Source organism: Kitasatospora purpeofusca (genome assembly GCF_042691725.1).
In the GTDB taxonomy this organism is placed as follows: domain Bacteria; phylum Actinomycetota; class Actinomycetes; order Streptomycetales; family Streptomycetaceae; genus Kitasatospora; species Kitasatospora purpeofusca_B.
The window spans coordinates 4234446-4252627 of record NZ_CP170483.1; the positions used below are offsets into that span (position 1 = coordinate 4234446).

Consider the following 18182-nt stretch of genomic DNA (forward strand, 5'->3'; position numbering starts at 1 on the left):
GCGTCACAGGGCGAGCCGGGAAGTCTGGTCGGCGATGCACCACCGGTGCATCCACACACCGTCCCCTCGCCCCCAGGAGGCCGCGCGTGGCCAGCCAGCCGCCCGTCCAAGAGCCGACGCCCCGACGCCGCCAGTTCCTCGGCAGGCTGCCCCTCCCCGAGCGCACCTACGTCCTGGACGCCCTGCGCACCGAGACGGTCGGCGGCGTCCTGCTGCTCGCCGCCGCAGTCGTCGCACTGATCTGGGCCAACGTCTGGCCGGACGCCTACCAGTCCGTCCTGAACTACACCGTCGGCCCCTCCGCCCCGCTCCACCTCGACCTCACCCTGGGCACCTGGGCCAAGGACGGGCTGCTGACGATCTTCTTCTTCGTGGCCGGCATCGAGCTCAAGCGCGAGTTCGTGGCGGGCGAGCTGCGCAGCCCCCGCGCGGCGATGCTGCCCGTCATAGCCGCCGTCTGCGGTGTCGTGCTGCCCGCCGTCCTGTACGCCGTCGTCAACGCGGGCGCGGGCGGGCACCCCAGCGGCTGGGCCGTCCCGACCGCCACCGACATCGCCTTCGCGCTCGGTGTGCTCGCCGTGGTCGGCAGCCACCTGCCCTCCCCGCTGCGCGCCTTCCTGCTCACCCTCGCGGTGGTGGACGACCTGATCGCGATCCTGATCATCGCGGTCTTCTACAGCTCCGGCATCAAGTTCTGGGCGCTCGGGCTGGCCTTCGCCGGACTCGTACTGTTCTGGTTCCTGCACCGGCGCGGGGTGCACGGCTGGTACCTGTTCGTACCGCTCGCCTTCGTGATCTGGGCGCTGATGCACGAGAGCGGCGTGCACGCCACGGTGGCGGGCGTCGCGATGGGCCTGATGCTCCGCTGCCACCGGGAGGGCGACGAGGAGCACTCCCCCGGCGAGCACATCGAGCACCTGGTCCGTCCGCTCTCGGCCGGGGTGGCCGTGCCGGTGTTCGCGCTGTTCGCGGCCGGGGTGGGGATCTCCGGTTCGGCCCTGCGCGAGGTGTTCACCCAGTCCGCCCCCTTCGGCATCGTGCTCGGCCTGGTGGTCGGCAAGTCCGTGGGCGTCTTCGGCGGCACCTGGCTGGCCGCCCGCTTCACCCGTGCCGAGCTGAACCCGCAGCTCAAGTGGGCCGACATGTTCGCCCTCTCGGTGCTGGCCGGCATCGGCTTCACCGTCTCGCTGCTGATCGGCGAGCTGGCCTTCCCGGACGACCCGGCGCTCGCCGACCGGGCCAAGGCGGCCGTCCTGGTGGGCTCGCTGATCTGCGCGCTGACCGCCACCGTGCTGCTCAAGCTGCGCAACCGGCACTACCGCGCGCTGTGCGAGGAGGAGGACCGCGACCTCGACGGCGACGGCATCCCCGACGTCTACCAGCTGGACGACCCTGCCTGGCAGCACCGCATGGCCGAACGGGCCCGCCAGACAGAGGCCCGCCAGGCGGAGGCCGGGCAGGCGGAGGCCGGGCAGCCGGAGGCCGGCCCGACCGGCACGGCGCCGACACGCCCGGCGGACGAAGGCCGCGACGGAGCGCGCTGAGCGGCGGCCCACCGGAACACGTCCCCCCGGCGGGGCCCCGGAGTGGTGTCCGCTCCTCCGGTAGGGGCATGATTCTGAACTGTCGACAGTCCACCGAAGAGGAGCACCGCTGATGCCCGCAGGAGCCGCAGACCCGTCCAGCAACGGCCGGGCGCCCTACGAGGGCGAGCGTTCGGTGGGGCAGCTGTTCGCCGCGGCCACCGCCGACCTGTCCGCCCTGGTCCACGACGAGATCGCGCTGGCCAAGGCCGAGATCCGCGCCGACGTCAAGCGCGGCGTCTCCGGCGGCGTCTCGCTCGGCGTGGCCGGCGTGGTGGCGCTGGCCGCCGTCCCGATGCTGAGCGCGGCCGCCGCGTTCGGCATCCACGCGCTGGGCCTGTCGCTCGGCTGGTCGTTCCTGATCGTGGCCGGCGCGTACCTGCTGCTGGCCGTGCTGCTGGGCCTGCTGGCGCTGCGCTCGTTCAAGAAGATCGAGAAGCCGGTCCGGACCATCGAGGGTGCGCAGAAGACCGCCGACGTGCTGAAGAACGCGCGTCCGCGTCCCGCCACCAAGGAGGAGATCGACCGCGCCCTGGGCCGCATCCCGTAGGCCCGCCCGGTGCGCCGGGGATTTCGCCAGGCACGCGCGGGGATCGCGCCAGGAACGCGCCAGGGATGCGCGCCCGGCACACTACCGGCCGGAACGGCCCCAGTGCGAGTGCCGGGCGCGTGTCCGGCGCGCGGATATGACACGCTCTCGGTATGTCGCTCGACCAGAAGCACGTGCCCGCGCAGCCGTCCGACAGCTCCGGCCTCACCACTCCCGGCGACGCCCAGGACGCGCCCCCGGCCGCCTGGGACGTCCGGCAGGCCGGGCCGTGGATCCACCGCGACCTCGCCGCCAACGGCGCGCGGTTCCACATCGCCGAACTCGGCGAGGGCCCGCTGGTCCTGCTGGTGCACGGCTGGCCCGAGTACTGGTGGGCCTGGCGCCACCAGCTGACCGCGCTGGCCGCGGCCGGCTACCGCGCCGTCGCCGTGGACCTGCGCGGCATCGGCGGCAGCGACCGCACCCCGCGCGGCTACGACCCCGGCAACCTCGCGCTGGACATCACCGGGGTGATCCGCTCCCTCGGCGAGGACCGCGCGCACCTGGTCGGCCACGCCTCCGGCGGCACACTGGCCTGGGTGGCGGCCGTGATGCGGCCCTCGGTGATCCAGAGCCTCACCGTCGTCTCGGCCGCGCACCCCCGCGACCTCCGCCGGGCCCTGCTCACCGACCGCAAGCAGCTGGCCGCCTTCGAGCACGTGCTGGGCTTCCAGCGGCCGTGGATACCGGAGCGCCGCCTGGTGGCCGACGACGCCGCGCTGGTCGGCCGCTACCTGGACGCCTGGACCGGCCGCAACCAGCTGGACCGCGCGGCGGTGGCCGCGTACCGGCAGGCGATCCGGATCCCGAGCACCGCGCACTGCTCGATCGAGCCCTACCGGTGGCTGCTGCGCTCGATGGCCCGGCCGGACGGCATCCAGTTCGCCCGCCGGATGAAGAAGCCGATCACCGCACCCACCCTGCACGTCCAGGGCGCGGCGGACCCGGTGCTGCTGTCGCACACCGCGCTGGGCGGCGGCGAGTACGTGGCCGCGCCGTACCGCTGGCGCCTGCTGCCGGGAGTCGGGCACTTCCCGCACGAGGAGGCGCCGGAGCAGTTCACCGCCGAACTGCTGGACTGGATCGGCCGGCACAAGGACTGAAGGGCCAACGACCTCGGCCGGGAAAGGGCACGGGTCCAGGGTCCCGGTGCCCGGATGGGCGAACGGGGCCGAAGGTCCCAACTCCCTTGATGTGACGTTCATATGACAAGCGCATAGGCCGCGTTGATGCCTCTCGGGGCGGTTACCCCCGTCGGCCCAGGGGCATCCATTGCGGTATGACCTGGATGCCCGATCGCGGCGGCGCCCCGCGCGGCCGACAGCACAGCAACGGCAAGAGCACGCAGCGTTCCGCCCACCGCCCCGAGTGGGCGGAGGACCACGGCCCCGGCCCCGGCCACGGCCACGACGGCGGCTACGACACCGGCTACGACGGCCGCTACGACGGCGGTATCGACGGAGGTTTCGACGGTGCCGGCGGCCACCCGCGCGCGGCGCAGCGGCAGCTCGGCATCCCGCACATCCTCGGCCGCCGCGCCCGCTGGGTGGGTGCCCGGCTCCGCCGCGACACCTGACCGGCCCTCCACCCACCACCGGCCCGGCCCGGCCGCACACTCGCCCGACCACCGCTCCGACCACCGCTCCGGCCGCAGGCCCGACCACCGGACGGGCCCCGGCCGGTCACGGCGCGGGAATCACGGCACGGGAATCACGGCGCGGCAATCACACCACAGCGATCAGAGCGCGCAGCCCTGGGTGTCCACCCGCCCCGTCGCGGCGCTGCCCTGCTCGGCGTCCTGCCGCACCTCGGCGGCGGTCAGCACGTACCCGGTGTCCGCGCTGTCCAGCGACTTGGCGAACACCATCCCGTACACCTGGCCGTCCGGCGTGAGCAGCGGGCCGCCGCTGTTGCCCTGGCGGACCAGCGAGCGCACCGAGTAGACGTCCCGGACGACCTGGCCGCGGTGGTAGATGTCCGGGCCGTTGGCCTGGATCCGGCCGCGGATGCGGGCCGGCTGGACGTTGAAGGCGCCGTTCTCGGGGAAGCCCGCGACGATGGCGCTGTCGTTGGTCTTCGCCTCGCCGGCGAAGGCGAGCGGCGGCGCGTTCAGCTTGGGCACGTCCAGGACGGCGATGTCGCGCTGCCAGTCGTAGCTGACCACCGTCGCGTCGTACAGCGGGCCGACGCCGCCGATCTGCACGGTCGGCTCGTCGACACCGCCGACCACGTGGGCGTTGGTCATCACCCGGTGCGGGGCGTAGACGAAGCCGCTGCCCTCCAGCGTCTTGCCGCAGGCGGTGGCGGTGCCGACCACCTTGACCAGGCTCTGCCGTGCCTTCGCCACCGCCGGGCTGCCGGCCAGCGCCGGGTCGGGGAGGTCGACCTGGGTGATCGGCTCGTGCTCGAAGGGGTTGAACACCTGCGGGAAGCCGTTGCGGGCGAGCACCTTGGAGAAGTCCGAGAACCAGTTGGGCGCGTCACCCGGCAGCGCGTCCTGGACGCCGCCCAGCACGGACGAGGTGCGGACCTGCTTGGAGACGGTCGGCAGGGACGTCCCGGCGAGCGCCGAGCCGATCAGCCAGGCCACCAGCAGCATCGAGATCACGTTGACCACGGCGCCGCCCGCGGCGTCCAGGGCCCGGGCCGGGCGGCGGTCGATGTGGCCGCGCAGCTTCCAGCCGAAGTGCGTGGTGATCGCCTGGCCGGTCGCCGCCAGCACGATCACCACCACCACGGCGATCACCGAGGCGGTCGTCCCGGGGCTGAGGTGGTCGAGCAGCAGCGGCAGCAGTTGGACGGCGAGCAGGCCGCCGCCCAGGAAGCCGAGGACCGACAGCACCCCGACCACGAAGCCCTGCCGGTAGCCCGAGACGGCGAATCCGAGGGCGGCGGCGATCAACAGCACATCCAGGACGTTCACCCGGACACCCTCCCACGACGGACCGTCCGCCCGGGCGGGCTAACGCCGAATCCGGCCGGGACCCCGCGGGGGCCCGCTCCGTCCTCCGCCCCGCGGTTCCCGCGGGGGCGGGACCCGCCTGCCGCCCAGCGGTTCACAGCGCCCCGGCGTCGCGGCCGAGCACCGCGCGGGAGCGCTCCAGGTCGCCCTGCACCAGTTCCAGCGCCTCGTCCGAGAGGTCGACGATCCGGCCGGCGTCCCACGGCAGCTCCAGGCCGCTGTGGTGCAGCACCCGGTCGATCACCCCGGCGGTGAAGCCCCAGACCAGCCGCCCGCCGACCGCGAAGGCCGGGCCCAGGTGGCCGGAGGGGTGCCGCAGCCGGGCCCGGTTGGCCGGGTCGGTCAGCTCCGTGATCGGCACCCGGAACACCGCGCCGGTCTCCCCCAGGTCCACCGGGCGGACCGGCGACTCCTCGCGCCACCAGCCGAGCACCGGCGTCACCACGAACCGGCTGACCGGGATGTACAGGGCGGGCAGGGTCGCGAAGACCTGCACGCCGTCCGGCTCCAGGCCGGTCTCCTCCCAGGCCTCGCGCAGCGCCGCCGCGACCGGCCCGGGCCCCGCCGGGTCGCCGTCCTCCGGGTCCAGCGCGCCGCCGGGGAAGGACGGCTGCCCGGCGTGCGAGCGCAGCGAGCGGGCCCGTTCGATGAGCAGCAGGTCCGGACCGGACGCGCTCTCGCCGAACAGCATCAGCACTGCGGCGGCCCGGCCGCCCTCGGGCGGCGGCAGGAAGCGGCTCAGCTGCTCGGGCAGCACCCGCTCCGCGGCCTCCCGGACCGGCTCGAGCCAGCCCGGCAGCCCGGCCCGCTCGACCCGCGGCGCCCCCGGCCCGCTCACTCGGCCACCGCCAGGTCGGCGACCTCGCCGTGGTGCGCGGCGGCGTCGGCGCGGGCGCCGGCCTCGCCCGGGAAGTCGGCCGGCGGACGCAGCCGCTGGCCCGGGTGGCCGCCCAGCTCGTACTTCAGCAACTTCTGCGCCTTCTCCGGGTCGGTCTCGCCCTCCCCGTAGGAGGGGCAGAGCGGTGCGATCGGGCAGGCCCCGCAGGCCGGCTTCCGGGAGTGGCAGATGCGCCGGCCGTGGAAGACCACCCGGTGCGAGAGCATCGTCCACTCGGACTTCGGGAAGATCTCCGCGACCAGCGCCTCGACCTTCACCGGATCCTCCTCGGCGGTCCACCCGAACCGGCGGGCCAGCCGTCCGAAGTGGGTGTCCACGGTGATCCCGGGGACGCCGAAGGCGTTGCCGAGGACGACGTTGGCGGTCTTGCGGCCGACGCCGGGCAGGGTCACCAGGTCCTCCAACCGGCCGGGCACCTCCCCGCCGAAGTCGTCGCGCAGCGCGATCGACAGACCGATCAGCGACTTCGCCTTGTTCCGGAAGAAGCCGGTCGGCCGGATGATCTCCTCCAGCTCGGCCGGATTCGCCGCCGCCATGTCCTCCGGCGCCGGGTACTTCGCGAACAGCGCCGGTGTCGTCTGGTTCACCCGCAGGTCGGTGGTCTGCGCCGACAGCACGGTGGCCACCAGCAGCTGGAACGGGTTGTCGAAGTCCAACTCCGGGTGCGCGTACGGGTACAGCTCCGCCAGCTCCCGGTTGATCCTCCGCGCCCGCCGCACCATCGCCAACCGGGACTCCGGCTTGCGCACCCCGACCGTCTTCCCCACCGGCTTGCCCGCAGACGCGGTCTTCCGGACCTTGCTCTCTGCCATGCGTGAAGGCTACGCCGGACGGCCGCGCTCCTGCGGCGGATCCTCCGGGCCCGCGCCCCCACCGGTGGTCGCGCGCCGGGCCGGCACGTGCCAGGGACGGGCCAGGCGTCAGGGGCAGGTCAGGCGTCAGGGACGGGCCAGGCGTCAGGGGCAGGTCGGATGTCAGGGGCAGGTGACGACCTGGCCGGCCCAGGAGAGGCCGCCGCCGAAGCCGAGCAGCAGGGCGGGGGCGCCGCCGGGCACCTCGCCGCGTTCGACCAGCTTGGCGAGGGCGAGCGGGACGGAGGCGGCCGAGGTGTTGCCGGACTCGACGACGTCGCGGGCCACCACGGCGCCGGTCGCGCCGAGGCGGTCGGCCAGGGCCTCGATGATCCGCAGATTGGCCTGGTGGGTGACCACCGCGCCCAGGTCGGCGGGGGTGAGGCCGGCCCGCCGGCAGGCCTCCTCGGCGATCGGGACCATGGTGGTGGTCGCCCAGCGGTAGACGGTCTGGCCCTCCTGGCGGAAGCGCGGCCGCCAGCCGTCGTCCAGCCGGACGGCGTGGCCCCTGGTCGGGTCGGAGCCCCAGACCACCGGCCCGACGCCCGGGCGGTCGGCGGTCGCGGTGTCCGGGCCGAGCACGGCGGCGCCCGCGCCGTCGCCGAGCAGGACGCAGGTGGAGCGGTCCGTCCAGTCGGTGACGTCGCTCATCCGCTCCGCGCCGACGACCAGCGCGTACCGGGCGGCGCCGGCCCGCACGGCGTGGTCGGCGGTGGCCAGCGCGGTGCAGAAGCCGGCGCAGCCGTTGTTGACGTCGAAGCCGACGGCCGCCGGGATGCCCAGCCGCCCGGCGACCTGGGTGCCGATGCTCGGACAGCGGTCCATCGCGGTGCAGGTCGCGACCACCACCAGGTCGATCTCCTCGGGGGCCAGTGCGGCGGCGGCCAGCGCCTTGGCGGCGGCGGAGGCGGCGAGGTCGGTGACGGTCTCGTCCTCGGCGATCCGGCGGGTCACGATGCCGGTGCGCTGCCGGATCCACTCGTCGCTGGTGTCGACCATCCCCGCGAGGTCGTGGTTGGTCAGGACCTTCGCGGGCTGGTGGTGGCCCAGCGCGACGATGCGGGAACCCGGCATGGCTGCTCCTCGGGAACGGGGTGGTGATGGGGCGTCATCACGCCGGACTATAGCGTCCGACCGTTCGGACGCTAAATCCCCGAGGCTCGCTACACTGGCGCGGTGAGCCCGAGAAGATCAGCCGCCGACACCCGCCGGACCCGCGCCTCGATCCTGGCCCGCAGCCTGGACCTCGCCTCCGTCGAAGGGTTGGAGGGCCTGACCATCGGCCGGCTCGCCGCCGACCTGTCGATGAGCAAGTCCGGCGTCCTCGGCCACTTCGGCACCAAGGAGAGCCTGCAGCTGGCCGTCGTCGACGAGGCGGTCGCGCTCTTCCTCCGCGAGGTGGTGCACCGCTCGGAGGCCGCCGGGGCCGCGCCGGGCCTGCCGCTGCTGCTCGCCCAGTGCGAGGCCTGGGTCTCCTACCTGGAGCGCGACCTGCTGCCCGGCGGCTGCTTCTTCACCACCGTGACCGTCGAGTTCGACGACCGGGAGCACGGGCCGGTCCGCTCGGCGGTCGCGGCCCGCAACGCGCTCTGGCAGCGGAAGGTGCGGCGCCAGGTCGAGCTGGCGGTCGCCGGCGGGCAACTGCCCGCCGGGACGGAGCCCGAGCAGACCGTCTTCGAGCTGACCGGCCAGGTGCTCGCGCTCAACCACGCCCGCCGGCTGTACGGCGACCGGAGCGCCGCCGACCGCGCCCGGCGGGCGATGCGGCGGCTGCTCGGACTTCCGGTCCCGGGCGCCGGACAGCCGACGGCGCTCGCCGAACTGCCCGCGCCGCCGCAGTCCTGACGCCCGCCCGCGCGGGCGCCCCGGCGCTCGCGCCGGGGCGCCCGACCAACTGACCGATCCCGACCGGAGCCCGACTCGATCCCGACCATTGCCGACCGGTACCGACCGCACCGCCCGGCCCCGTTGACCGGCTGACCTGCCGGTTCGGGCGGCTTCCGGGACAACTCCGGCGGTACGAATGGCCCCGCGCAGCACACCTCCGCACACCCCCTCCTCATATGATCGGAGCGACATGCGCCATGCTTGGTGATGCAGAGCACTGTACGAACTTGTGCCGGAGGGCTTGACGGCCGGCCGGCCGAGAAGGAGGAAGCACGTGGACGACGTTCTGCGGCGCGCCGCACTCTTCGCGGCACTCGACGACGAACAGGCCGGCGAGCTGCGCGCTTCCATGACCGAGGTGACGCTCGCCCGCGGCGAGTCGCTGTTCCACGAGGGCGACCCGGGCGACCGGCTGTACGTCGTCGCCGAGGGCAAGGTCAAGCTGCACCGCGCCTCGCCGGACGGCCGCGAGAACATGCTCGCCGTCCTCGGCCCCAGCGAGATGATCGGCGAACTCTCGCTGTTCGACCCGGGCCCGCGCACCGCCACCGCGAGCGCGCTGACCGAGGTCAAGCTGCTCGGCCTCGGCCACGGCGACCTCCAGCCCTGGCTGCACGCCCGCCCCGAGGTCTCGATCGCGCTGCTGCGCGCGATCGCCCGCCGTCTGCGCCGGACCAACGACGTGATGTCCGACCTGGTCTTCTCCGACGTGCCCGGGCGCGTCGCCAAGGCCCTGCTGGACCTCTCCCGCCGCTTCGGCGTGCAGTCCGAGGAGGGCATCCACGTCGCCCACGACCTCACCCAGGAGGAGCTGGCCCAGCTGGTCGGCGCCTCCCGCGAGACGGTCAACAAGGCGCTCGCCGACTTCGCCGGCCGCGGCTGGCTGAAGCTGGAGGCCCGCGCGGTCGTCCTGCTGGACGTCGAGCGGCTCTCCCGCCGGTCCCGGTAGCCGCCGCCGTCCCCGGTGGCCGCGCACCGCTTGCGGAAAGGGCCCGTACGCTCCGGCGTACGGGCCCTTCGCGCTGTCCGCGCGGCCGTCAGTCCGGGATGAGCCCGTGCTCCCGGAGGTACTGGAGCTGGGCGCGGACCGACAGCTCGGCGGCCGGCCACAGCGAGCGGTCCACGTCCGCGTAGACCCGGGCCACCACCTCGGCGGCCGTCCGGCAGCCGGCCTCGGCCGCCGTCTCCACCTGGGCCAGCCGGCCCGCCCGGTGCGCCAGGTAGTAGTCCACCGCGCCAAGCGCGTCCGCGAGCACCGGCCCGTGGCCGGGCAGCACCGTCCGCACGCCGTGCTCGGCGGCCATGGTGTGCAGGTGGCGCAGCGAGTCCAGGTAGTCCCCGAGCCGGCCGTCCGGATGGGCGACCATCGTGGTGCCACGGCCGAGCACGGTGTCACCGGTGAGGATCGCGCCGTCGGCGGGCAGGTGGAAGGTCAGCGAGTCCGAGGTGTGGCCGGGGGTGGCGACCACCCGCAGGTCGAGGCCGCCGACGTCCAGGCGCTGGCCGTTCGTGAGGCCCTCGGAGCCCAGCCGGTGCGCCGGGTCCAACGCGCGGACCTCGGTGCCGGTCAGCTCGGCGAACCGGGCCGCGCCCTCGGAGTGGTCGGCGTGCCCGTGGGTGAGCAGGGTGAGCGCCACCCGTTGGCCCCGCTGCTCGGCGGTCTCGATCACCCGGCGCAGGTGGCCCTCGTGCAGCGGGCCCGGGTCGATCACCACCGCGAGGTCCGAGCCGGGCTCGGCGAGCAGCCAGGTGTTGGTGCCGTCCAGCGTCATCGGGGACGGGTTCGGCGCCAGCACGCAGAGCGACCGGGCGGTGGCCGCGCCGCCGATCGCGGCGGCGGGGTCACCGGGCAGGAGTCCGCTCACCGGCCGCCCTCGCCGTCGCGGTGCAGCAGCCGCAGGGGCAGCGCGCGGACGAGGGCGCGCTGGGCCACCTCGGTGAAGCGGGCCGGGCCGCTGTCACAGGCCAAGGTGCGCGGGGTCAGGCTGCGGGCGGGCATCTCGGGTGCCGTCCGGCGAGCCACGGCGTTGTGGGTCATCGGGCGTCGGTCCTTTCACTTGCTTCGGGGGACTCGGGAGAGGTTCGGGGGACTCGGGAGAAAGGGGACAGGGGCGAGGGGCGGCGCGGCCTCAGCCGACGCGCTCCTCGGGGAAGGTGCCGTCGATGGTCAGTTCGTCGTACCCCGGCCAGCGGACGGTCAGCCGCTCTCCGCGCACCTCGGCACGGCCCAGCACCGGCTCCAGCGAGCGGCCGGCCGCCGCGCCCAGCGCCTCGGCGGCACTGCGCACCGGCAGCAGTTCGCGCAGCACGGTGACGGTCGGCGGCAGCATGCCGAACCGGCCCTGCGCGTAGCCCTGGACGGCCTCGGCCGGGGTCAGCCAGGCGACCCGGTCGGCCTCGCCGACCTCGCGGGCGGCGTCCTGCCCGGGCGGCAGGGCGGCGACGAAGAACCAGGTGTCGTAGCGGCGCTCCTCGAACGCCGGGGTGATCCAGCGCGCCCAGCCGGCCAGCAGGTCGCTGCGCAGCAGCAGCCCGTGCTCGCGCAGGAAGTCGGCGAAGGAGAGCTCGTGGGCTTCCAGGGCGGCGCGCTCGGCGCTCCAGTCGCGGGGCGCGGCGACGCTGTCGGCGTCCGGGCCGGCCAGCAGGACCCCGGCCTCCTCGAAGGTCTCGCGGACCGCGGCGCAGACCACCGCCTGCGCGGTCGCGGCGTCCACCCCGAGCCGCTCGGCCCAGGCGCGCGGACCGGGGCCGGCCCAGCCGAGCTCGGCCTCGGCGTCCCGCCGGTCCACCCCGCCGCCCGGGTAGGCGTACATGCCGGCGGCGAACGCCATCGAGGTGCGGCGGCGCAGCAGGTACGCCTCGGGGCCGGCGCCCGCGTCGGTGTCCCTGAGCAGCACCACGGTGGCGGACGGCTTCGGCACGGGCGGGGTCAGCTCACCGGCGTCGGCCGCCCTGATCCGGGCGGGCCAGCCGGGCGGCATCGGGAGCGTCGTTGCTCGCTGGTCCATGCCCGGATGCTAAGCGCCCGGGGGCGGGGTTGGACAGGGGTGATCCGTTGTCCGGCCCCGCCCCCGGTCGGCACGCGCGCGTCCGGGTCGGGCGCTCGCGGTTCAGGCTCCGGCGCGGACGCGGACCTGCAGCTCGACCTCGACCGGGGCGTCCAGCGGCAGCACGGTGACGCCGACCGCGCTGCGGGCGTGCACGCCGGCCTCGCCGAACACCTGGCCGAGCAGCTCGCTGGTGCCGTTGATCACACCGGGCTGACCGGTGAAGTCGGGGGCGGAGGCGACGAAGCCGACCACCTTGACGATCTGCTCGACCAGGTCGAGGTCGCCGATCACGGACTTCACGGCGGCCAGCGCGTTCAGCGCGCAGATCTGCGCGAGCTCCTTGGCCTCCTCCGGGGTGACCTCGGCGCCGACCTTGCCGGTGTTCGGCAGCTTGCCGGCCACCATCGGCAGCTGGCCGGAGGTGAAGACGAACTCACCGGTGCGCAGCGCGGGCACGTAGGCGGCGACCGGGGCGGCCACCGGCGGCAGGGTCAGACCCAGCTCGGCGAGCTTCTCCTCGACCTTGCTCATGCGTGCTTCACCTGCTTCTCGCGCTTGAAGTAGGCCACCAGCTGCTCCGGGTTCGGGCCCGGTACGACCTGGACGAGCTCCCAGCCGTCCTCGCCGAAGTTGTCCAGGATCTGCTTCGTGGCGTGCACGAGCAGGGGTGCCGTCATGTATTCCCACTTGGTCATGGCCAGACTCTAGACGCTCGGTCCCGGCGGACCGGCACGGTCCGCGCCCGGGTGCGCTCCGGCGTGTGAGGTGGCCCACAAAGCGGGCATGATTCAGGCCCGGCCCCCGGGGTAGTCCCGGCATCCGGCGCGGTCCCTGGTTACCCTCGCGGAAGGGCACCCGTGTGGTGCCGGCCCTCGGAGACGGACGGAGACGGAGCGTGGCACGCACCCCCGGCCAGGCGGCCCGGCGCGATCCCGACTGGGAGGGCGTGCGGTTGCACGTGGTCAGCGGCAAGGGCGGGACCGGCAAGACGACGGTGGCCGCGGCGCTCGCGCTGGCGCTCGCCGCGGAGGGCCACCGGACGCTGCTGATCGAGGTGGAGGGCCGGCAGGGCATCGCCGAGCTGTTCGGCATAGCGGCCCTGCCGTACGAGGAGCGCAGGATCGCCTCGGTCACCCCGGCCCAGCTGGGCCTGCCGTCGGCCCGCGACGGTGCCGCGAGCACGGGTGGCGAGGTGCACGCGCTCGCGATCGACACCGAGCAGGCGCTGCTCGAGTACCTCGACATGTTCTACAAGCTCGGCCGGGCCGGGAAGGCCCTGCAGAAGGTCGGCTTCGTCGACTTCGCCACCACCATCGCCCCCGGCGTCCGGGACGTCCTGCTGACCGGCAAGGCCTGCGAGGCCGCCCGCCGCAAGGGCCCGGACGGGCGGCGGCGGTACGACGCGGTGGTGATGGACGCACCGCCGACCGGGCGGATCACCCGGTTCCTGAACGTCAACTCCGAGGTGGCCGGCCTGGCCCGGATCGGCCCGATCCACAGCCAGGCGCAGGCCGTGATGCGGGTGCTGAAGTCGCCGGAGACCGCCGTGCACCTGGTCACCCTGCTGGAGGAGATGCCGGTCCAGGAGACCGTCGACGGCTTCGCCGAGCTGCACGAGGCCGGGCTGCCGGTGGGCGGGGTGCTGGTCAACATGGTCCGGCCGCCGGTGCTGGACGCGGCGGCGGTGGCCGCGGTGCACGGCGACCACCGCGAGGAGGTCGCGCTGGCCCTCGGCGAGGCGGGCCTCGGCGGCCGCTCGCGCAAGCCGGAGACCGTCCGGGCGGCGGTCGAGCCGCTGCTGGACCCGCTGCTGGAGCAGGCCAGGGAGCACGCCGAGCGGGTGGAGCTGGAGCGCGCGCGGCGCGCCGACCTGCAGCAGCTGAAGCTCCCGACCTACGAACTTCCGCTGCTGGGCGAGGGTGTGGACCTCGGCGGGCTCTACCGGCTGGCGGGCGAACTGAAGCGGCAGGGGGCAGCGTGAGCGGGCGGAACAGCGCGAGCGGCGGCGGCACGGGCGAGGGCGACGGCAGCCGGCTCGCCGTGGACGGACTGATCGACGACCCGAAGACCAGGATCATCGTCTGCTGCGGCTCCGGCGGCGTCGGCAAGACCACCACCGCGGCGGCGATCGGCCTGCGGGCCGCCGAGCGCGGCCGCAAGGTCGTCGTGCTGACCATCGACCCGGCCCGCCGGCTGGCGCAGTCGATGGGCCTGACCGAGCTCGACAACACCCCGCGGATCGTCAAGGGCGTGAGCGGCGACGGCGAGCTGCAGGCCATGATGCTCGACATGAAGCGGACCTTCGACGAGGTCGTGCTGGCCCACGCCGAACCCGAGCGGGCCCGAGCGATCATGGAGAACCCCTTCTACCAGTCCCTGTCGGCCGGCTTCGCGGGCACGCAGGAGTACATGGCGATGGAGAAGCTCGGCCAGCTGCGGGCGGCCGAGGAGTGGGACCTCATCGTCGTCGACACCCCGCCGTCGCGCTCGGCGCTGGACTTCCTGGACGCGCCGAACCGGCTCGGGTCGTTCCTCGACGGCAAGGTGATCCGGATCCTGACCGCGCCCGCCAAGGTCGGCGGCCGGTCCGCGATGAAGTTCCTGAACGCCGGGATGGGCCTGTTCACCGGCACCCTAGGCAAGATCTTCGGCGCCCAGCTGCTGACCGACGTGCAGACCTTCGTCAGCGCGACGGACTCGATGTTCGGCGGCTTCCGCGAGCGCGCGGACCGTACGTACCAGCTGCTCCAGGCACCGGGCACGGCGTTCCTGGTGGTGGCCGCGCCGGAGCGGGACGCGCTGCGCGAGGCGGCGTACTTCGTGGACCGGCTGGCCGCCGACCGGATGCCGCTGGCCGGACTGGTGCTCAACCGCGTGCACGGGACGGGTGCGCCGCAGCTCACCGCCGAACGGGCGCTGGCCGCGGCGGAGGCGCTGGAGGAGAACGGCTCCGAGCACGCCTCGCCCGAGGCCGAAGTGCTCGCGGCCGGGCTGCTGCGGCTGCACGCCGAACGGATGCAGGTGATGGTGCGCGAGCGCCGGACCCGCGACCGCTTCGTCTCGGTCTACCCGGACGTGCCGATCGTCGAGGTGGCCGCGCTGCCCGGGGACGTCCACGACCTGGACGGACTGCGGGCGATCGGCGAACGGCTCAGCGGCTCCGCCGACTGACCCCGCACACCGGTCCGGCCCGGACCCCCCAGCCCGGGCTGACCGACCGTCCTGCTCGCGGGCCCGGCCCGAAGGCTCGGCCCGTCTCGGGGCTCAGCCCGCCTGGGCGTAGTCCGTCAGTATCACGCCGGTGGCCAGCGAGGCCTCGTACTCCGTACGCGCCGTCTCCAGCAGCCGGCGCCACGAGATCACGGTCGGCCGGCGGCGCAGCAGCGCCCGGCGCTCGCGCTCGGTCATCCCGCCCCAGACCCCGAACTCCACCCGGTTGTCCAGCGCGTCCGCCAGGCACTCCGTGCGCACGGGGCACCCGCTGCACACCGCCTTGGCGCGGTTCTGCGCCGCCCCCTGGACGAACAGTTCGTCCGGATCGCTCGTGCGGCAGGCGGCCTGCGCACTCCAGTCGTCTACCCAGCCCATGCCGGCGCCGTCCTCTCCCGAATCGAGGCTCCCCCACGGCGGCAACGGCATATTCACCGTTGCCAGTTGAGGACGTTACGGAAGAACGACAGCTTGCAACAGCCCCTTCGGGCTCAATCTCGAATGACCCAATTGGACTATGGGTGCCGATCAGCTCACTCGTTGGAGTGATCGCAGGTCGCAAGCCTTGCCAGGTCCGCGGGCACCACTCTCGCCACGCGGGTCGTCACACAGTGCTACCGGACAGAGGGGTGCAGCGGGCAACAGCTGCCTCAAAAGCACGCCAGGAGCGGGCAATTCGGGCAATTCTCATCACTCACAAGAGTGATCGATGCTGACGCAGCGAAGCTGTCGCAAGCTTGTGACAAGCGTAGGCGAACACCTGCCCCGGTGTGTGGCATTCGGCAACGTAGGGTTCTCCTCATGGCACCAAAGCGCCCCCAGGCATCCCCGCCCCCCGGAAACACCGGAGCTCCGCGCGGCAAGCGCCGCGGGTCACCGCTGGACTACGCGGGCCACGGAGTGAAGTTCCTGGGGGTCAGCGTGCTCTCCGGCGTCCTGCTCGCCGGCATGGCCCTGCCCGCCGTCGGCGCGCTCGGGCTGACCGCCAAGAACACGGCGGAGGGCTTCTCCAACATCCCGGACGACTTCAAGACCCCGCCGCTCACCCAGGCCACCCAGATCTTCGACGCCAAGGGCGGGCTGATCGCCAAGGTCTACGAGCGCGACCGCACCGTCCTCGCCGCCGACCAGATGTCGCCGTACATGCGACAGGCCCAGGTCGACATCGAGGACGCCCGCTTCTACGAGCACGGCGCCGTCGACCTCAAGGGCGTGCTGCGCGCGATCAGCAAGAACGCGGAGAGCGGCACCGCCTCCCAGGGCGCCTCGACGCTGACCCAGCAGTACGTGAAGAACGTCAACGTCGAGAAGGCCGGCGACGACCAGGCCGCCGTCCTGGAGGCCCAGCGCAAGACCCTGGGCCGCAAGATCCAGGAGCTGAAGGTCGCGATCAAGCTGGAGGAGGATCTGACGAAGGACCAGATCCTCACCAACTACCTCAACATCACCTTCTACGGCCACCAGGCGTACGGCATCGAGGCCGCGTCCCAGCGCTACTTCAGCAAGAGCAACAAGGACCTCACCATCGCCGAGGCCGCCACCCTGGCCGGCCTGGTCCAGAACCCCTCGCAGTACGACCCGGTGCGCTTCCCGGACAACGCGGTGAAGCGGCGCAACGTCGTGATCGACAAGATGGTCGAGAACAAGCACGTCACGGCGGACCAGGCCAAGGAGGCCAAGGCCGCCCCGCTGGGCCTGAAGTACAAGGACCCGCAGAACGGCTGCATCACCGCCCAGGCGGGCATGGGCTTCTTCTGCGACTACGTCCGGCACGTGGTCAAGCAGGACCCGGCGTTCGGCAAGAACGCCGCCGAGCGCAAGAAGTTCTGGGACCAGGGCGGCCTGAACATCTACACCACCCTCGACCCGGACAAGCAGGCCGCCGCCCAGGCCGCGGTCACCACCAAGGTCAAGGTCACCGACCCGGTCTCGGCCGCCACGACCATGATCGAGCCGGGCACCGGCAAGATCCTGGCGATGGCCCAGACCCGCCCGTACGGCCTGGAGCCCTCCAAGAACCAGACCGTCGTCAACCTCAACGTCGACGCGGCGATGGGCGGCGGCAACGGCTTCCAGCCCGGTTCGACGTTCAAGCCGATCATCGCCGCGGCCGCCCTCGAGAACGGCATGTCGCCCACCAAGGCGTTCCCGTCCGAGAACCGCATCGAGTGGCCGACGATGAAGACCTGCGAAGGCACCTGGAAGAACACCGAGCGGGGCGAGAAGCGCTTCGTCCCGAACGAGAGCAAGAGCGAGGTCGGCCCCTATGAGCTGAAGCAGGCGATGGCCCTGTCGGTCAACACCTACTTCGTCCAGATGGAGCAGGAGATGGGCCTCTGCCCCGTCAAGCAGACGCTCGACAAGCTGGGTATCACCACCACCGCCTCCGGCGCCAAGATCGAGGTCGTCCCCTCGATCACCCTGGGCACCAAGGAGATGTCCCCGCTGACCATGGCGAACGTCTACGCGACCTTCGCCGCCCGCGGCAAGCACTGCACGCCGCTCGCGATCAACAAGATCACCACCGTCGACGGCAAGGACGTCAAGGTCCCGGAGAGCAGCTGCAGCCAGGCCTTCTCCGAGCAGACCGCCGACGCGATGAACACCGTCCTGCTCAACGTGACCGAGAAGGGCACCGGCGCCTCCCTCGGCCTGGAGGACGGCCGCCAGATCGCCGGCAAGACCGGTACCACGGACAAGAAGAAGGCCGCCTGGTTCAGCGGCTACACCCCGCAGCTCGCGACCGCGGTCTGGATCGGCGGCCCGACCGGCGGCGTCGAGATGAAGAACATGAAGATCGGCGACACCTACTACGGCGCCGACGGCGTCTTCGGCGCCACCGGACCCGGCCCGATCTGGAAGATGGCCATGGACGGCGCGCTGAAGGGCTCCCCCAAGGAGACGCTGCCGACGATCGACATCCCGGACCCGGCCCCCAAGCCGGACCCGAACGCCACCGCCCCGGCCACCGCGCCGGCCGACCCGAACGCGGGCGGCAACCCGCCGCCGGCCCCGAACCCCGGTGCCCCCGGGACCAACGCAGGCGGTGTGATCGGCGGCGGCTTCACCTTCCCGCCGGGCGTCATCGGCGGCAACGGCGGCGGGAACGGGAACGGCAACGGGAACGGCAACGGCCACCGCTGAGCGGAGGC

General features: G+C 73.4%; 19 protein-coding genes. 9 read left to right on the forward strand and 10 right to left on the reverse strand.

Features of this window, described 5'->3' with window-relative positions; genetic code table 11:
- Positions 1-86 precede the first annotated feature (86 nt).
- From nhaA to ACFCLZ_RS17785, 4 genes are all read left to right on the forward strand, one after another.
- Positions 87-1544 (forward strand): Na+/H+ antiporter NhaA, encoded by a 1458-nt coding sequence (gene nhaA / locus ACFCLZ_RS17770; protein WP_380285888.1) that lies wholly within the window; start codon positions 87-89, stop codon positions 1542-1544.
- Positions 1545-1656: 112 nt separating this feature from the next.
- Complete coding sequence (locus ACFCLZ_RS17775; protein WP_350558600.1) at positions 1657-2133, forward strand: phage holin family protein; 477 nt, start codon at positions 1657-1659, stop codon at positions 2131-2133.
- A gap of 152 nt (positions 2134-2285) precedes the next feature.
- Positions 2286-3275, forward strand: coding sequence for an alpha/beta fold hydrolase (locus ACFCLZ_RS17780; RefSeq protein ID WP_380285889.1), 990 nt, complete (start codon positions 2286-2288; stop codon positions 3273-3275).
- Positions 3276-3451: 176 nt separating this feature from the next.
- Positions 3452-3748, forward strand: a complete 297-nt coding sequence (locus ACFCLZ_RS17785; RefSeq protein WP_380285890.1) for a hypothetical protein — start codon at positions 3452-3454, stop codon at positions 3746-3748.
- Between the two features lie 162 nt (positions 3749-3910).
- Here ACFCLZ_RS17785 and ACFCLZ_RS17790 read toward each other — a convergent pair whose 3' ends face one another.
- The 4 genes from ACFCLZ_RS17790 to ACFCLZ_RS17805 all read right to left on the reverse strand — a co-directional run bounded on the left by ACFCLZ_RS17790 (position 3911) and on the right by ACFCLZ_RS17805 (position 7957).
- Entirely contained in the window at positions 3911-5095 is a 1185-nt protein-coding gene (locus ACFCLZ_RS17790) for a MarP family serine protease (protein ID WP_380285891.1), read from the reverse strand.
- A gap of 133 nt (positions 5096-5228) precedes the next feature.
- The gene (locus ACFCLZ_RS17795) at positions 5229-5972 is read right to left on the reverse strand and encodes an NUDIX hydrolase (protein WP_380285892.1); all 744 of its coding nucleotides are present in this window, start codon (positions 5970-5972) and stop codon (positions 5229-5231) included.
- Entirely contained in the window at positions 5969-6844 is an 876-nt protein-coding gene (nth, locus tag ACFCLZ_RS17800) for an endonuclease III (RefSeq protein ID WP_380285893.1), read from the reverse strand. Before nth ends, ACFCLZ_RS17795 begins: the two co-directional genes overlap by 4 nt.
- A gap of 162 nt (positions 6845-7006) precedes the next feature.
- The gene (locus tag ACFCLZ_RS17805; RefSeq protein WP_380285894.1) at positions 7007-7957 is read right to left on the reverse strand and encodes a beta-ketoacyl-ACP synthase III; all 951 of its coding nucleotides are present in this window, start codon (positions 7955-7957) and stop codon (positions 7007-7009) included.
- A gap of 102 nt (positions 7958-8059) precedes the next feature.
- On the opposite strand from ACFCLZ_RS17805, the gene ACFCLZ_RS17810 reads away from it, so the two are divergent.
- The gene (locus tag ACFCLZ_RS17810; protein ID WP_380285895.1) at positions 8060-8728 is read left to right on the forward strand and encodes a TetR/AcrR family transcriptional regulator; all 669 of its coding nucleotides are present in this window, start codon (positions 8060-8062) and stop codon (positions 8726-8728) included.
- Between the two features lie 316 nt (positions 8729-9044).
- Positions 9045-9719, forward strand: a complete 675-nt coding sequence (locus ACFCLZ_RS17815) for a Crp/Fnr family transcriptional regulator (protein WP_030288117.1) — start codon at positions 9045-9047, stop codon at positions 9717-9719.
- Between the two features lie 88 nt (positions 9720-9807).
- On the opposite strand, the gene ACFCLZ_RS17820 is transcribed toward ACFCLZ_RS17815, so the two are convergent.
- The 5 genes from ACFCLZ_RS17820 to ACFCLZ_RS17840 form a co-directional block, all read right to left on the reverse strand.
- Complete coding sequence (locus tag ACFCLZ_RS17820; protein ID WP_380285896.1) at positions 9808-10635, reverse strand: MBL fold metallo-hydrolase; 828 nt, start codon at positions 10633-10635, stop codon at positions 9808-9810.
- The gene (locus ACFCLZ_RS17825; RefSeq protein ID WP_380285897.1) at positions 10632-10808 is read right to left on the reverse strand and encodes a hypothetical protein; all 177 of its coding nucleotides are present in this window, start codon (positions 10806-10808) and stop codon (positions 10632-10634) included. Before ACFCLZ_RS17825 ends, ACFCLZ_RS17820 begins: the two co-directional genes overlap by 4 nt.
- Positions 10809-10899: 91 nt before the next feature.
- On the reverse strand, positions 10900-11778 hold the full coding sequence (locus ACFCLZ_RS17830; protein ID WP_380285898.1) for an NUDIX hydrolase: 879 nt from the start codon (positions 11776-11778) through the stop codon (positions 10900-10902).
- Positions 11779-11880: 102 nt separating this feature from the next.
- On the reverse strand, positions 11881-12351 hold the full coding sequence (locus ACFCLZ_RS17835; protein WP_380285899.1) for a RidA family protein: 471 nt from the start codon (positions 12349-12351) through the stop codon (positions 11881-11883).
- The gene (locus tag ACFCLZ_RS17840) at positions 12348-12515 is read right to left on the reverse strand and encodes a DUF4177 domain-containing protein (protein WP_380285900.1); all 168 of its coding nucleotides are present in this window, start codon (positions 12513-12515) and stop codon (positions 12348-12350) included. Before ACFCLZ_RS17840 ends, ACFCLZ_RS17835 begins: the two co-directional genes overlap by 4 nt.
- A gap of 200 nt (positions 12516-12715) precedes the next feature.
- Here ACFCLZ_RS17840 and ACFCLZ_RS17845 point away from each other — a divergent pair, with 200 nt between their 5' ends.
- Together ACFCLZ_RS17845 and ACFCLZ_RS17850 are read left to right on the forward strand one after the other, a co-directional pair.
- Complete coding sequence (locus ACFCLZ_RS17845; protein WP_380285902.1) at positions 12716-13801, forward strand: ArsA-related P-loop ATPase; 1086 nt, start codon at positions 12716-12718, stop codon at positions 13799-13801.
- Positions 13798-14991 (forward strand): ArsA family ATPase, encoded by a 1194-nt coding sequence (locus tag ACFCLZ_RS17850; protein WP_380285903.1) that lies wholly within the window; start codon positions 13798-13800, stop codon positions 14989-14991. Before ACFCLZ_RS17845 ends, ACFCLZ_RS17850 begins: the two co-directional genes overlap by 4 nt.
- A gap of 93 nt (positions 14992-15084) precedes the next feature.
- On the opposite strand, the gene ACFCLZ_RS17855 is transcribed toward ACFCLZ_RS17850, so the two are convergent.
- Entirely contained in the window at positions 15085-15408 is a 324-nt protein-coding gene (locus ACFCLZ_RS17855; RefSeq protein WP_344338874.1) for a WhiB family transcriptional regulator, read from the reverse strand.
- A gap of 522 nt (positions 15409-15930) precedes the next feature.
- Between ACFCLZ_RS17855 and ACFCLZ_RS17860 the strand changes: the two genes are divergently transcribed.
- Positions 15931-18174 carry a transglycosylase domain-containing protein gene (locus ACFCLZ_RS17860; protein ID WP_380285904.1) on the forward strand — a complete coding sequence of 748 codons (2244 nt, stop codon included), beginning with the start codon at positions 15931-15933 and terminating at the stop codon, positions 18172-18174.
- The last annotated feature ends 8 nt before the right edge of the window (positions 18175-18182 follow it).